Source organism: Paractinoplanes rishiriensis (assembly GCF_016862375.1).
GTDB lineage: Bacteria > Actinomycetota > Actinomycetes > Mycobacteriales > Micromonosporaceae > Actinoplanes > Actinoplanes rishiriensis.
Map to the genome: position 1 here is coordinate 1 of NZ_BOMV01000005.1, position 13,868 is coordinate 13,868.

A 13,868-nucleotide genomic window follows, 5' to 3' on the forward strand; every position below is an offset into this window, starting at 1 on the left:
CGGGACCGAAGGCGGGCGGATCGAGCTGACCGTCCAGCGCCTGGACGACGGCGAGGTCTCCCCGTACCTGGTCGATGTCCTTGATCTTGGTGATCAGGTGGAGCTGCGTGGTCCGGTCGGCGGCTGGTTCGTCTGGCGGGACAGGCAACCGGCTCCGGTGCTGCTGCTGGCCGGCGGCTCCGGCGTCGTGCCGCTGATGGCGATGATCCGCGCCCGGGCCGAGGCCGGCGCCAAGCAGCCGTTCCGCCTGATCTACTCGGTGCGCACGCCGGCCGACCTGATCTACGCCGGCGAGCTGGCCCGGCGGGTGCGCGACGACGGCGGCCTCGACGTGCATCTCGTCTACACCCGGGAAACCCCGGACGGGTGGCCCGCACCCGCCAAGCGGATCGACGTGGCCACGATCAACACGTACGGTTGGCCCGCGGACTTCGCGCCGGACTGCTACGTCTGCGGGCCGACCTCGTTCGTCGAGACGGCCGCCGACATCCTGGTGGCACTCGGGCACGACCCCAAGCGCATCCGGACGGAACGCTTCGGAGGCACCTCATGAACGAGCTCGACGGCAACGCGATGGCCGGCGACCTCCGCGAGATCTTCGCGGTGGACGCCACCGCGGCCCGGTTCACCTGTGCCGGCTGCGGGCATGCCGACGCGGTCGCCACCCTGCGCCTGTGGGGGCACCAGATGGGCCGGGTCGGCCGCTGCCCGCAGTGCGCCGACGTGATCCTGCTGCTGGTGCGCACCCCCGACCGGGTAGTCCTCGACCTGCGCGGCACCGTCCGCCTCGAACTGCCCCTCGCGGGCTCCTGACCCGGCCCGGCATCCGGTGGACGACGACCTGCTGACCGAGCTCGCCCCGGATGACTGCGCCGCGATCCGGGCCGCTCAGGACGACGTGGTCCGCACCCCGCTGGACCGCCTGCTGATCGTGCGCGGCGGCCCGGGCACCGGCAAGACGCTGACCGCGCTGCGCCGGGTGGCCTGGCTGATCGACGAGGGCCTGGACGACGCTGACGCGCTGGTGGTCGGCCCGTCGCCGGCGTTCGCCCGGTACACCGAGGACCGGCTCAGCGGCTGGGGCTACGACGGCGTGGTGCACCACCCGGTGCACGAACTGCTGCCCGCGGTGGGCGGTGTCCGCGACGAGGCCCCGCACGTCACCCGGCTCAAGGGCGAGGCCCGGATGGCCGGCCTGCTGTCCCGCGCCCTCGGCGGGTACCGCAACCGGGTGCCGTCCGACCTGCCGGCGACGATCTGGGTGGACGGCCGCGAGGTGAAACTCGACCAGGTCGCCCTCCAGCGGGTGATCACCACGGCGCTGGCCAGCGAGGCCCCGGCCGGTGACCGGCGGCGCATCCTGCGCGCGGTGCTGGCCGCCGGCAGCGAAGACCCGCGGCTGATACTGGAGGCCGCCGACCTGCTGGCCGATCAGCTGTGGCCGCCGTTCGAGCCGACCGCCTTCCTGCGCGACCTGTTCGGATCGCGGCACCTGCTGGAGGCCGCCGGCGGTGGCGAGTTCACCGACCGCGAGGTCGACGCGCTGTACCGGCTGGCCGCCGAGGACCCCGCGTTCGAGGTGTGGAGCGAGGCTGACCTGCCGCTGCTGGACGAGGCCGACCACCTGGTCAACGGCGACCCGAAGGGGTATGCGCACGTGGTGGTCGACGAGGCGCAGGACCTCTCCCCGATGGAGCTGCGCGCGGTGTGCCGGCGGGCGGCCACCGGCTCGATGACGATCGTCGGCGACATCGCCCAGTCCACCGGCCCGTGGGCCCGCGACGACTGGCACGACCTGGTCGCCCAGTTGCCGGTCACGATGGCGCACGAGCACCGCGAGCTGTCCTGGGGCTACCGGGTGCCGCGCCAGATCTTCGAGCTGGCCGCCGAGTTGCTGCCGATGGCCGCGCCGAGCGTCGAGGCACCGACGCCGGTACGCCTGGGCCCGGCCGACCCGGTGCTGCTGCCGGCCGGCACCGCGGACCGGGCCCAGCTGGTGGTGCACGCCGCCGCCCAGCACGAGGCCGCCGGCCGGGCCGTCGCGGTGATCTGCCCGGCCCGCTGGCGGGACGAGATCGAGGCCCTGCTGGACGACGAAAATGTGCCGTGGCGCCCGGCCGGCGACGAGTTCGGCCCCGGGATCGTGCTGGTCGGCCCGCACGAGGCCAAGGGGCTGGAGTTCGACGCCGTGGTGGTGGTGGAGCCCGGGCACATCCTCGACGACGACCCGCGCGGGCACCGGCTGCTCTACATCGCGCTGACCCGGGCCACCGGGCACCTGCACCTGGTGGGCGCGGCCGAGGACCTCCCGATGGACTTCGGCATGCTGCCGTCGCCGGTCGAGACGCCGCCGGCCCCGCCGCTGCCGGCACCGGAGCCCGAGCTGGCACCCGGCGTCACCGAGAACATCGACATGGTGGTGCAGTCCCTGGCCGAGACGCTGCTGGGCAACCTGAGCCCGGAGCTGTGGCCGATCGCCCTGCGCCGCCTGGAACAGCTGATCAGTCCGGACTAGGCGCGGAAGCCCCCGCGGAGGCGCTGGGTCAGCGAGACCGACGGCCGGGGCGGCGGCACCACCGGCGCGGGCCGCGGCCGGGCCGGGATCGAGCGGCCGACCGGGCGGTCGTAGTCGGCGGTGGCGATGGCCTCGACGATCTGCCCGTCGCCGAAGTTCTCCGATTCGGGTATCGACGGAACGAAGCCGACCAGGATGCCGTTGCGCATGATCTGCGCCTCCAGGCCCGCGGTGCCGTCGTTGTCCCAGATCGCCTCGCGCCCGTCCGGGAGCATGACCCGGATGCCGTACTGCGTGACTCCCGCCTGGGGCAGTTTCACGTGGGCGAAGACGTTGCGCGCCCGCAAAGTGTCGACGACTCGACGTGCCCGTTCTTCTTCCATGCGAAAACGGTAGTGGTCCTGCCTGTGGGCAGCCTGAATGACGTCTGTGCCGCCAGTTAAAGTAAGATCACGCAAAGCGCATGAAACGTAACTGCATGTCATTCATGCAGGTGATATTGATGGATGTTACTTCTTCGTAATGGGATTGTCACGGTGTTTCTTTTCCCAGCCCCTTGACTTACTTTGCGGTAACCGGAGCGCTTCGGCTTCCTCTCCCCCACGGACCGGAGGCCACCGATGAGCAGGCGCCATTTCACCCTCGGCTGCGTCGTCACCACCACCCTGCTCTCCCTGGCGATCGCGACCCCCGCCGCCGCGACCGCCACCACCCTCGCCGACGTCGACTATGCGGCACTCGGCGACTCCTACTCCTCGGGCGTCGGGGCGCCCGGACAGACCGGGAGCTGCCTGCGCAGCCCGTACGGATACGCCGCCCTGTGGGCCGCGCGCAACAATCCCACCTCGTTCACCAACCTGACCTGCGGCGGCGCCGTCACCGGCGACGTCCTCAGCCGGCAGGTCCCGCAACTGCCCAGCGGGGCCGACCTGATCAGCATCACCATCGGCGGCAACGACGCGGGCTTCGCGCCCACGGTGCTGACCTGCCAGTTCGCCAGCGACGCCGAGTGCCAGCGGACCGTCGCCGAGGCCGAGACCGACATCGGCGCCACGCTCGGCGGCAAGCTCGACAACACGTACGCGGCCATCAAGCGCAAGGCCCCGGACGCGCAAGTGATCGTCCTGGGTTATCCGCTGCTGTTCGACACCGCGTCGGCCAGTTGCGGGGCCGGCATGAGCCTGGCCAAGAGGCGGGCGCTCAACCACGGCGCGCAGGTGCTCAACGACCTGATCAAGGCGCGCGTCGAGGCGGCCGGGCTGACCTTCTCCGACGTCCGCGACGAGTTCGCCGGCCACGGGATCTGCGCGTCCGGCGCGTACCTCAACGGCCTGACGATTCTCCCGCCGCAGAACTCCTTCCACCCCAACCGCAACGGATACACGTACGGCTATCTCCCAGCCATGATCGACGCGCTCGGCTGACGCGGCGGCCCGGCGTCACGGACGCCGGGCCGCACACCCGTTTTGCACCTTTTTCGGGACCGCGCGATCGCCCGCGCTTTGGCAGTATCTCCACCCATGGTTCGCCTCTACGCGCTGCTCGCCCTCGCCAATCTGGCGCTGCTCGTGATCGCCCTGATCGACTGCCTGACGGCCGACGAGGGCGCGATCCGGGCCCTGCCCCGGGTGCCCTGGGTGTTCATCATCCTGCTGTTCTCCCCGGTGGGCGCGATCGCGTGGTTCGTGGCCGGCCGCCCCGCGCCGACCGCCAGGCTGAGCAACGGCACGGTCTGGCGTCCCGGCAGCGGCTTCCCGGAGAGCCAGCGCCCGAGGCAGCAGTCGGTGGCCCCCGACGACAACCCCGAGTTCCTGCGCGGCCTGGCCGAGTCGCTGCGCGAGGACGAGAGCATGATGAACAAGTGGGAAGCCGACCTGCGCCGCCGCGAGGAGGAGTTGCGCCGCAAGGAGCAGCCGGAGTAACGGTCCGCTCGGTTCCGGCCGCGTCGGCCCGCTTCACGCTCTTCCCGTCGATGGGCGAATATCCGGCCTACGACGACCGGGTCTACGACGCCTTCGACGCCACCGACGACCGCTGCCGCGCCTACCGGCAGGCCATCCGCGCGGCAGCGCCCGGCCGGGTGGTGCTCGACATCGGCACCGGCCGCGACGCGCTGTGGGCGATCGAGGCGGCCCGGGCCGGCGCGCGGCACGTCTACGCGATCGAGGCGGATCATCGGGCCGCGAGGCACGCCCGGCAGGCGGTGGCATCGGCCGGCCTGGGCGATCAGGTCACGATCCTGCCGGGCTGGTCCACCGAGCAGACCTTGCCCGTACGGGTGGAAGTCTGCGTCTCCGAAATAGCCGGCAACATAGCGTCCGCCGAGGGCGCCATCCCCGTCCTCAACGACGCCCGCCGTCGCCTGGCCACACCCGGCTGCGTCTGGATCCCGTTCCGCATGCAAACCTGGGCCGCGGCCGTCTCCCTGCCCTCGCTGGCCTTGGCCGAGGAGTCCCTGCCGTACCTGCACAGCGTCTTCACCCACGCCGGCGCCCCGTTCGACCTGCGCCTGTGCCTGGCCGGCCCGGCGCACGAGGCCATCATCTCCACCGCCGCCGCGGTGGAGTCGGTGCCGTTCACCGACTTCGCGGCCCCCGGCGACTCCCGCTACGCCGACCTGCGGGTGGAGGTCCCGTCCACGATGACCGGCCTGCTGCTGTGGACCCGCCTGGCCCTAACCGCCGCGGGCGGCCGCGAGGTGGACACCCTGACCAGCGACACCCGAGGCTGGGCACCGGTGCTGGCGCCACTCCCGCCGACCCAGCTAGACCCCGGCACCTCACTGAGGGTCCGTTTCACCCGCCGCACCGGCACCGACGGCCTGCACCCCGACTACGAACTGACGCTCAACGACCTGCCGCCCTGGCACAGCCCGCACCGCGGCGCCCCGTTCCGAGCCACCCCGTTCTATCAAGACCTGTTCAGCGGGGACGGCACCCGGACGGCCGCCATCCCGGCCGCGGCGGCCGCTCGCATGCCGTAGTCGGTGTCCTCGAAGACCAGGCAGCGGTCCGGGGCCACGCCCAGCTTGGACGCGGCCAGCAGGAAGCACTCCGGCTCCGGCTTGCCCAGCGTGTAGTCGCCGGCGCAGACCATCACGTCGAACCGGTCCAGCAGGCCCAGCGCGGTCAGCGAGGCCGTCACCGACGCGCGGGTGCTGCCGGAGACCACCGCGAACGGCACCCGGCCGTACGCGTCCTCGATGTGGGCCAGCACCCCGGGCACCGCCTTGACCTGCGGCAACATCTCGTGGAACGTGCGCTCCTGGAGCGCCGCCACCTCGGCCACCGGCATGGTCAGGCCCTGCTGGGAGTTCAGGTCGGTCACGATGTCGACGATCGGGCGGCCGCCCCAGGCGTAGAACTGCTCCTCGGTGAAGTCGGCGCCCCAGGTCGCCAGCGTCTGCCGCCAGGCCACGAAGTGCACCGGCATCGAGTCGGCGATGGTGCCGTCGCAGTCGAACAGGTACGCGTCGAAGATGCCCTCGGGCAGCGGCAAGATCACCAGGCAACGGTAACGGCGGGGGCCGGACCGGTGCTTCCCCGCTGGCGGATGCGGATCGGCGGGGCCGTGTAGACGCGGTGCGGCGCGCCGGCCAGCGCGTCCAGCACCGCGGCGCCGACCGTGACGCCGTGCTCGTGCACATCGATCGACAGCGCCGACAGCGGCGGCACGGCCAGCTCGCACAGCGCCGAGTCGTCGCAGGCCAGCAGGCTCACCTGGCCGGGAACGTCGACGCCGGACCGGACCAGTTCCTCCTCGGCGGCCACCGCCATCACGTCGTTGTCGAAGACGATCGCGGTGGGTGCGCCGGCGCCGGCCAGCAACTTCCGGGTGGCCCGTACGCCCGACTCCGCGCTGTAGTCGGCCTCGACGATCCGGACATCGACGTGCAGCCGCTTACCGGTCGCCCGCATGGCCGCGGTCCGCTCGGCGGTGTGCGCCAGTTCGACCGGGCCGCTCACCCGCCCGATGGCCCGGTGACCCAACTCGCCGAGCAGCCGCATGGCCGCGTCGATCGCGCCGGCGTTGTCGGCCACCACGCTGCTGAGCGCGGCCGGACCGGAGTATCGCCCGGCGAGCACCGCGGGCAGCCCGAGCCGTTCCAGCCGGGCCGGACGGACGTCGTCGCGCACCAGATTGACCACCACAACAGCGTCGACCGTACGCTCGGCCGCCCAGCGCTCGTAGGTGGCCAACTCGGCCTCGAGGTCTTCGACGGTCAGCAGCAGCACCGTGCCGCCGGCCGGGCCGAGCACCTCCTCCATGCCGGCGACCAGCTCGATGAAGAACGGCTCGACGCCGACCCGGGGCGCGCTGGCGGTGAGCACGAGACCGATCATTGTGTCGGACATCCCGCGAACGCTCCCGTCACCGCTGCTCAAGGGCCTGATCGATCCATTATCTTAAGCGGGTGAATGAAGGTGTCAACGCGGGACGTGGGCGCCGTGCGGGGGCGCGCGAGGCGATTCTGACCGCGATCCGCACCGCCGAACCGCTCAGCCGGGTGGAACTGGCCGGCATCACCGGTCTGACCGAGGCGTCGGTCTCCACCACGGTCCGGCGACTGCTGGACGAGGGTCTGGTGGTCGAGACCGGGCGGGCGCCGACCGGCGGCAAGCCCCGGGTGCTGCTGCGGCTCGACCCGGCAGCCCGGATCGCGGTGGGCGTGCACCTCGACGACGACGTCACCACGTACGTGCTCACCGGGCAGACCGGCGGCATCATCTCGCGGATGAACCGGCCCGCCCCGCACCACACCGACCCGGACGCGGTGGTGCGCCGCCTGGTCGCCGACATCGGCGGCCTGGTGGCCGGCTCCGGCATCGACCGGGCGCGCTGCCTCGGCATCGGCCTGGTGCAGCCGGGCCCCGCCGCACGGCACGACCTGGACCGGCGGCTGGCGCAAGCGACCGGCTGGCCGGTGCTGCTCGAGAACGACGCCACCGCGGCCGCCGTCGGCGAATACTGGGTGGCCCGGGTCGGCGCCGCCCGCCCGTTCGCGGCCCTCTACATGGGCAGCGGCCTGGGCGCCGGCATCGTGCTGGACGGCCAGGCGCTGCGCGGCCGGCACGCGAACGCCGGCGAGTTCGGCCACCTGTGCCTCCAGTTCGACGGTCCACCGTGCTGGTGCGGCAGCCGCGGCTGCGTCGAGGCGCTGGCCGGCCCGCAGGTGGTGGTGGACGCGGCCCTGGCCGATCCGGCGGCCGCGGCCGAGGCCGGGTTGGACGCCGGTGCGCGGCGCAGCACCATCGAGGAGTTCACCGCGGTGGCCCGGGCCGCACGATCCGGGGCGCCCGGCTGCCGCGCGCTGCTGGAGCGCTCCGCCCGGCTGGTCGCGGCCGCCGCCGAGTCGGTGGTCAACCTGCTCGACGTCGACCTGCTGGTGCTCACCGGGCCGGGGTTCGCGGCAGCGTCCTTCGTGTACGGACCGGCGATCTCGTCGCGGCTGGCGGCGGCCGACGCGCGTACCTGGCACCGCTCTGTCTCCGTGACGGTATCGCTCGCCGCACCCACCGCCTCGGCCACCGGCGCCGCCGCGCTGGTGCTGCAGTCGACCCTTTCTTAGGCTGCCTAAGTTTCTGACCCCCAAATCTTGACTTGCCTAAGAAAGGTGCTCACGCTGGGAGCGCTCCCAAATATCGATGAGCGTGAGAGGAGAGCCCCGATGAAACACCGCTTCGCCTTGGTGGCGGTCGCGGTCGCCGGCTTGATCGGCGCGGGCACGATGGCGGCGGTGTCCACCGCATCGGCCGCCACCACCGGATGCTCGGCGACCTACACCGTGGCCAGTCAGTGGCAGGGCGGCTTCCAGGGCGGAATCACCGTCACCAACCTCGGTGACGCGCTGACCGGCTGGCGGCTGGAGTTCGACTTCGCCGGCGCCGGGCAACAGGTGAGCCAGGGCTGGAACGCCGCCTGGACGCAGTCCGGCGCGCACGTCACGGCCGCGAGCATGAGCTGGAACGGTGGCCTGGCCACCGGCGGTTCGGTGTCGGTCGGCTTCATCGGCTCGTGGTCCGGCAGCAACCCGGCTCCGGCCTCGTTCACCCTCAATGGTGTGGCCTGCACCGGCGGCACCACCGGGCCTACCACGCCACCCACCACCGAACCCACCACGCCGCCCACCACCGAGCCCACCACTCCCCCGACCACCACGCCCGCCGAGGGTCCCGCGCCGGCTCTCAAGGTGAACGGCAACAAGCTGGTCACCGCCGCGGGTCAGACCTACCGGCTGCTCGGCGTCAACCGGGCCAGCGCCGAGTTCGCCTGCGTGCAGGGCAAGGGCATCTGGGACAGCCCGCAGCCGGACCAGGCCACCGTCGACGCCATGAAGGCCTGGAACATCCACGCCGTACGCATTCCGCTCAACGAGGACTGCTGGCTCGGCACCTTCGGCACGCCCAGCGGCACCGAATATCAGACCGCGGTCAAGCAGTACGTGGACCTGCTGGTGTCCAACGGCATCAACCCGATCCTCGATCTGCACTGGACCCACGGCGCCTACACCGGCAACATCTCGGCCTGCCCCGACGTGAACGCGACCTGCCAGAAGCCGATGCCCAGCGCCGAGTACACGCCGCGGTTCTGGACCAGCGTGGCGAACACCTTCAAGGGCAACAACGCGGTCCTCTTCGACCTGTTCAACGAGCCCTACCCGGACGCCGCGAACAACTGGTCCGACATGACCGCGGCCTGGAAGTGCGTCCGCGACGGCGGCACCTGCACCGGCATCACCTACGAGGTGGCCGGCATGCAGGACCTGGTCGACGCGGTCCGCGCCACCGGTGCCACGAACGTCCTGCTGGTCGCCGGTCTCACCTGGACCAACGACCTCACCCAGTGGCTGGCGTACAAGCCGGTCGACCCGGCCGGCAACATCGTCGCGTCCTGGCACTCGTACAACTTCAATGCCTGTGTGACGGTGTCCTGCTGGGACAGCCAGATCGGCTCGGTGGCGGCCCAGGTGCCGGTGCACGCCGGCGAGATCGGCCAGGACACCTGCGCGCACGACTACATCGACCAGGTGATGGCGTGGGCGGACGCGAACGGTGTCGGCTACACGGCGTGGACCTGGAACCCGTGGGGCTGCACCGGCGGCAACGTCCTGATCCAGGACTACACCGGCACCCCGACCCAGACGTTCGGCGAGGGCGTCAAGGCGCACCTCCTCACGGTTGACCCGTACCGGTCATGAGGGCCAACCGATTCCGCGCGCTGCTGATCAGCGCCGCCCTGGCCGTCACCGCCGCCGTACCCGCACTGGTGGCCACCGCCGGGCCGGCCACCGCGGCCGCTCCGGTCCGGATCATGCCGCTCGGCGACTCGATCACCGCGGGCACCGGCTGCTGGCGCGCCAAGCTGTGGCGCCAGTTGCAGACCACCGGCTACACCAACATCGACTTCGTCGGCGGCGTCTCGGACGGCGGCGGCTGCAATCCCGGTTACTCGTACGACTTCGACCACGAGGGCCACGGCGGCTTCTCGGCGACCGGCATCGCCGACGCCAACCAGCTGCCGCCCTGGCTGGCCGCGGCCAACCCGGACATCGTGCTGGTGCACCTGGGCACCAACGACATGTGGGGCGGCCACATCCCGCTGGCGAACAAGCTGACCGCCTTCACCAAACTGGTCGGCCAGATGCGCGCCAACAACCCCAACATGAAGATCATCGTCGCCAAAATCATCCCGATGAGCGCGGCGGCCTGCGCCAACTGCCCGGCCGACGTGGTGGCATTCAACAACGCGCTGCCCGGGTGGGCGGCCGGGCTCACCACGGCGGCGTCACCCATCGTCCTGGCCGACCTCTGGACCGGGTACGACGCGGTGGCCGACAACAACGACGGCGTGCACCCGAACGACGCCGGCTACACCAAGATGGCCGCCGCGTGGTATCCCGTCCTGGCCCGGGTCCTGGGCGGCACCACGACCCCGACCACCGCACCGACCACCCCACCGACGACGGCGCCCACCACGGCGCCGACGACTCCGCCGACCACAGCGCCCACCACGGCTCCGCCGGCCGGTGGTTGCACCGCGACCTACAAGGCCGGTTCACAGTGGACCGGCGGCTTCCAGGGCGAGGTGACGGTCCGCAACGGCGGCACCGCCACCGCGACCGGCTGGACGGCAACGATCGCCTTCGCCGACGGCCAGCAGATCTCCCAGGCCTGGAACGCCACGGTGACCCAGAGCGGAAACACCGCCACCGCCCGGAACGTCACCTGGAACGGCGGTCTGACCGCCGGCGGGACGGCGAGTTTCGGCTTCCTGGCCTCGTGGCAGGGCACCAACAACCCGCCCTCGGTGACCTGCACGCTGAGCTGAGGAGAACCCGCCCGTCCCGGCTGCCCGCCGGGACGGGCGGGTTACTGCAAGCCGGAAATTTCTGTTATCTCCGATACAGATGAGCATCGATATAAGGGACAGGTGTCAACACGCACCCGCTCCGAAAGGAATCCCCCGCATGATGCTCACCACGTTGCGCCGCCGCTGGCGCAGCACCGCCGCGGTGTCAGTCGTGGCCGGTGCCGCAGTCGTCGCTACCGCCCTGACCATGCTGCCGTCCACCGCCGCAGTCACCCCCAAGATCGCCGCGGGCACCCTGGTCGGCTGGGCCGCGCAGAACGGCGGAACCACCGGCGGCAACGGCGGCTCGACCGTCACCGTGACCACCGCCTCCGCCCTGGACAGCGCGCTGCAGGCCAGCGGAGCCCGGATCATCAAGGTGTCCGGCACGATCACGGTCTCCGGCATGCGCAAGGTCACCTCGAACAAGACCATCCAGGGCGTCGGCTCCGGCTCCGGCATCCGCGGCGGCGGACTGTCCATGTCCAACGTCAGCAACATCATCATTCAGAACCTGACCTTCTCGGGTTCCAGCGATGACGCCATCAACGTGCAGGACAATTCGCACCACATCTGGATCGACCACAACGTCTTCACCAGCGCCACCGACGGACTGGTCGACATCCGGCTCGGCTCCGACTTCATCACGGTGTCCTGGAACATCACCCGCAGCCACGACAAGACGTTCCTGCTCGGCTCGGACGACTCCAACACCGGTGACCGCGGCAAGCTGCGCGTGAGTTACCACCACAACTGGTTCGACGGCACCAACCAGCGTCACCCGCGGGTCCGCTTCGGCAACCCGGTGCACGTCTACAACAACTACTACGCCCGGACCGCCAGCTACGGCGTGGCCTCCACCACCGAGGCCGGCGTTCTCGTCGAGGGCAACTACTTCGAGAACGTGTCCCGGCCCACCACGCTCGCCCAGGGCACCTCGCCCAACGGCAAGCTGGTGCAGCGCAACAACCACTTCGTCAGCTCCGGCACGCCGATGACGAACGGCACGGTCAACGCGATCCCCTACGCGTACACCCTCGACACGGCCAGCCAGGTCAAGTCGATCGTGAGCGCGGGCGCGGGCGTCGGCAAGCTCGGGCTCTGACACTGACCGAAGCGGGCGGTTCCGGCTCCGGCCGGGGCCGCCCGTTCGCCTTGCCCGGATTGGCATGGCTTCAGGAAAGCGCTTGCCTTAAAATCGGCCAAATCCTGCAAATAGCAGGCTAACGAACTTCATCCCAAACCGGACAATAGCTACCCAATGACTGCCGACCGACGCGCCGGCAGGCCACCTTGTCCCAATTCATTGCAACAAAACTGCAAATAAGAGTTATTGACTGTTTTCGATGGACCTTCCTACGTTGGGAAGACGCGTACCCCCAACGCAGGAGGTCCCATCATGCAGATCCCCCAGATACCGCGCCGCATCGTCAAGGCATCTCTCGCCACGGCCGCGGCCACGGCCCTGGCCGTCACGATCGGCGCCGCCGCCAACGCCGTTTCCGCGCCCGACGCAGAGGTCGACATCCTGGCCGCCGACGTGGGCTGGGCCACCCAGGGCGGCGGCACCCGCGGCGGCGAGGGCGGCACCACCGTCACCGTCACGAGCTGGTCCGCGCTGCGCGACCAGGCCGAGGCGAGCGGCGCCCGGACGATCCTGGTCAACGGCATGCTCAGCGGCTCCGGCACGATCGAGATCTCGGCAAACAAGACGATCCGCGGCGTCGGGGCCAACTCCGGCGTCTCGAACACCACATTCAACATCGAGGACATGTCGCCGGCCAACGTGATCATCCAGAACATGAACATCCGCGGCGTGGTCGGCGGCGACGCCATTCAGATCGAGAACGCCCGGAACATCTGGATCGACCACAACACCCTGTCCAGCACCATCGAGGACGACCCCGACCACTACGACGGCATGATCGACATCACGCATGCCGGCGACTTCGTCACGGTCTCCTGGAACATCATCCGCGACCACTGGAAGACCTCGCTGGTCGGGCACTCCGACGGCAACGAGAGCGAGGACACCGGGCACCTGCGGGTCACGTACCACCACAACTGGTTCGACCGCACCTTCGAGCGCAGCCCGCGGGTTCGCTTCGGCGAGACGGTACACGTCTTCAACAACTACTACTCCAACATCAAAAACAATGAGGAGTCGTACGCGATCGCCAGTGTCATGGACGCCGGCACCCTGGTCGAGGGCAACGTCTTCGAGAACGTGCAGCAGGCCTGCTGGTCGGCCAGCGGCATCTTCGAGTCCGACCCGGGCCGGCTGGTGGCCCGCGACAACATCCTGACCAACTCCGGCCCGTGCGAGACCAACGGCTCGGTGGCCGCCCTCCCGTACAGCTACACCGCGCAGAGCAGCGGCACCGTCAAGGCCGCCGTGACCGCGGGCGCGGGCGCCGGCCGCATCTGATCCAGGCGCACCCGACCGGCCCGCCGCGCCACCCGGCACGGCGGGCCGTGTGCGCCGCGACAGGACAGCAGAAAACGTCACCCGGCTGCGCGGCCGCGACGGCATGCTGGACCCGGTCAGCAGCGATCGAACGGGAGCGCCCACCGATGACTCAGCAAGTTTTGACGGTGACCGTGCCGGCCGGGCCGCCCGCCGTGTTCCGCTACCTGACCGAGCCGGAACTGCTGACCCGGTGGATCGACGGGCTGCGCGAGTCGCGGCCGCTCGGCGATCGGGTGATGCGGGTGGGCGCCAGGTCGATCGAGGTGGTCGAGGCACAGGGCAGGACCATGGAGATCGTTTCGGAGGTGACCGCCCTGGACCCGGACCGGATGCTGGCCGTCCGCATCACCTATCCCGGCGCGGGCGACACCGACATGGTCTACGAACTGGCGCCGGTCGCTTCCGGCACCGAGTTGCGGCTCACCGTCACGCCTCGCTACCGGGGTGTCGCCCGGCTGGTCGGCCGGTTGATGCAGCCGATGATGCGACGGCGGCTGCAGGGCAATCTCGACCGGCTGGCGCGGGTGGTCTGAT

The 13,868-nt window shown here is 70.7% G+C and carries 15 protein-coding genes; 12 read left to right on the forward strand and 3 right to left on the reverse strand.

Going from position 1 to position 13,868, the window contains the following annotated elements; translation table 11 throughout:
- The 3 genes from Ari01nite_RS01985 to Ari01nite_RS01995 form a co-directional block, all read left to right on the forward strand.
- Nucleotides 1-553 (forward strand): FAD-binding oxidoreductase (locus tag Ari01nite_RS01985; protein ID WP_203778788.1); only part of this gene is annotated, 553 nt, incomplete at its 5' end.
- Nucleotides 550-813: a DUF6510 family protein gene (locus Ari01nite_RS01990; RefSeq protein ID WP_203778789.1), complete on the forward strand. Its 264-nt coding sequence runs from the start codon at nucleotides 550-552 to the stop codon at nucleotides 811-813. The genes Ari01nite_RS01985 and Ari01nite_RS01990, both read left to right, overlap by 4 nt.
- A gap of 16 nt (nucleotides 814-829) precedes the next feature.
- On the forward strand, nucleotides 830-2,515 hold the full coding sequence (locus Ari01nite_RS01995; RefSeq protein ID WP_203778790.1) for a HelD family protein: 1,686 nt from the start codon (nucleotides 830-832) through the stop codon (nucleotides 2,513-2,515).
- Here the strand turns inward: Ari01nite_RS01995 and Ari01nite_RS02000 are convergent.
- The gene (locus Ari01nite_RS02000) at nucleotides 2,512-2,898 is read right to left on the reverse strand and encodes a hypothetical protein (protein WP_203778791.1); all 387 of its coding nucleotides are present in this window, start codon (nucleotides 2,896-2,898) and stop codon (nucleotides 2,512-2,514) included. The genes Ari01nite_RS01995 and Ari01nite_RS02000 overlap by 4 nt on opposite strands.
- Nucleotides 2,899-3,135: 237 nt before the next feature.
- Here Ari01nite_RS02000 and Ari01nite_RS02005 point away from each other — a divergent pair, with 237 nt between their 5' ends.
- The 3 genes from Ari01nite_RS02005 to Ari01nite_RS02015 all read left to right on the forward strand — a co-directional run bounded on the left by Ari01nite_RS02005 (nucleotide 3,136) and on the right by Ari01nite_RS02015 (nucleotide 5,498).
- Entirely contained in the window at nucleotides 3,136-3,939 is an 804-nt protein-coding gene (locus Ari01nite_RS02005) for an SGNH/GDSL hydrolase family protein (protein WP_203778792.1), read from the forward strand.
- Between the two features lie 96 nt (nucleotides 3,940-4,035).
- On the forward strand, nucleotides 4,036-4,437 hold the full coding sequence (locus tag Ari01nite_RS02010) for a PLD nuclease N-terminal domain-containing protein (RefSeq protein ID WP_203778793.1): 402 nt from the start codon (nucleotides 4,036-4,038) through the stop codon (nucleotides 4,435-4,437).
- Nucleotides 4,438-4,487: 50 nt separating this feature from the next.
- Nucleotides 4,488-5,498, forward strand: coding sequence for a 50S ribosomal protein L11 methyltransferase (locus Ari01nite_RS02015; protein ID WP_203778794.1), 1,011 nt, complete (start codon nucleotides 4,488-4,490; stop codon nucleotides 5,496-5,498).
- Here Ari01nite_RS02015 and Ari01nite_RS02020 read toward each other — a convergent pair.
- Nucleotides 5,426-6,019: an HAD family hydrolase gene (locus Ari01nite_RS02020; RefSeq protein WP_203778795.1), complete on the reverse strand. Its 594-nt coding sequence runs from the start codon at nucleotides 6,017-6,019 to the stop codon at nucleotides 5,426-5,428. The genes Ari01nite_RS02015 and Ari01nite_RS02020 overlap by 73 nt on opposite strands.
- Complete coding sequence (locus tag Ari01nite_RS02025) at nucleotides 6,016-6,870, reverse strand: LacI family DNA-binding transcriptional regulator (protein WP_203778796.1); 855 nt, start codon at nucleotides 6,868-6,870, stop codon at nucleotides 6,016-6,018. The genes Ari01nite_RS02020 and Ari01nite_RS02025 overlap by 4 nt, the downstream gene beginning before the upstream one ends.
- Before the next feature lie 59 nt (nucleotides 6,871-6,929).
- Here Ari01nite_RS02025 and Ari01nite_RS02030 point away from each other — a divergent pair, with 59 nt between their 5' ends.
- The 6 genes from Ari01nite_RS02030 (at nucleotide 6,930) to Ari01nite_RS02055 (ending at nucleotide 13,867) form a co-directional block, all read left to right on the forward strand.
- A complete protein-coding gene (locus tag Ari01nite_RS02030) occupies nucleotides 6,930-8,084 on the forward strand; it encodes an ROK family transcriptional regulator (protein ID WP_239162414.1) in 1,155 nt (384 codons plus the stop codon).
- A gap of 99 nt (nucleotides 8,085-8,183) precedes the next feature.
- Entirely contained in the window at nucleotides 8,184-9,713 is a 1,530-nt protein-coding gene (locus tag Ari01nite_RS02035; protein ID WP_203778797.1) for a cellulase family glycosylhydrolase, read from the forward strand.
- Entirely contained in the window at nucleotides 9,710-10,843 is a 1,134-nt protein-coding gene (locus Ari01nite_RS02040) for a cellulose binding domain-containing protein (RefSeq protein ID WP_203778798.1), read from the forward strand. Before Ari01nite_RS02035 ends, Ari01nite_RS02040 begins: the two co-directional genes overlap by 4 nt.
- Before the next feature lie 142 nt (nucleotides 10,844-10,985).
- Complete coding sequence (locus tag Ari01nite_RS02045; RefSeq protein WP_203779046.1) at nucleotides 10,986-11,969, forward strand: pectate lyase family protein; 984 nt, start codon at nucleotides 10,986-10,988, stop codon at nucleotides 11,967-11,969.
- Nucleotides 11,970-12,263: 294 nt separating this feature from the next.
- Nucleotides 12,264-13,292, forward strand: coding sequence for a pectate lyase family protein (locus tag Ari01nite_RS02050; protein ID WP_203778799.1), 1,029 nt, complete (start codon nucleotides 12,264-12,266; stop codon nucleotides 13,290-13,292).
- Nucleotides 13,293-13,438: 146 nt separating this feature from the next.
- The gene (locus Ari01nite_RS02055) at nucleotides 13,439-13,867 is read left to right on the forward strand and encodes an SRPBCC family protein (RefSeq protein WP_203778800.1); all 429 of its coding nucleotides are present in this window, start codon (nucleotides 13,439-13,441) and stop codon (nucleotides 13,865-13,867) included.
- Nucleotide 13,868 lies beyond the last annotated feature (1 nt).

Bases quoted from the DNA above. Each gene is read 5' to 3' on its own strand.
- Ari01nite_RS02040 (WP_203778798.1), top strand. From the start codon at position 9,710: ATGAGGGCCAACCGATTCCGCGCGCTGCTGATCAGCGCCGCCCTGGCC.
- Ari01nite_RS02015 (WP_203778794.1), top strand. From the start codon at position 4,488: ATGGGCGAATATCCGGCCTACGACGACCGGGTCTACGACGCCTTCGAC.
- Ari01nite_RS02010 (WP_203778793.1), top strand. From the start codon at position 4,036: ATGGTTCGCCTCTACGCGCTGCTCGCCCTCGCCAATCTGGCGCTGCTC.
- Ari01nite_RS02005 (WP_203778792.1), top strand. From the start codon at position 3,136: ATGAGCAGGCGCCATTTCACCCTCGGCTGCGTCGTCACCACCACCCTG.
- Ari01nite_RS01990 (WP_203778789.1), top strand. From the start codon at position 550: ATGAACGAGCTCGACGGCAACGCGATGGCCGGCGACCTCCGCGAGATC.
- Ari01nite_RS02055 (WP_203778800.1), top strand. From the start codon at position 13,439: ATGACTCAGCAAGTTTTGACGGTGACCGTGCCGGCCGGGCCGCCCGCC.
- Ari01nite_RS02035 (WP_203778797.1), top strand. From the start codon at position 8,184: ATGAAACACCGCTTCGCCTTGGTGGCGGTCGCGGTCGCCGGCTTGATC.
- Ari01nite_RS02045 (WP_203779046.1), top strand. From the start codon at position 10,986: ATGCTCACCACGTTGCGCCGCCGCTGGCGCAGCACCGCCGCGGTGTCA.
- Ari01nite_RS02050 (WP_203778799.1), top strand. From the start codon at position 12,264: ATGCAGATCCCCCAGATACCGCGCCGCATCGTCAAGGCATCTCTCGCC.
- Ari01nite_RS02000 (WP_203778791.1), bottom strand. From the start codon at position 2,898: ATGGAAGAAGAACGGGCACGTCGAGTCGTCGACACTTTGCGGGCGCGC.
- Ari01nite_RS02025 (WP_203778796.1), bottom strand. From the start codon at position 6,870: ATGTCCGACACAATGATCGGTCTCGTGCTCACCGCCAGCGCGCCCCGG.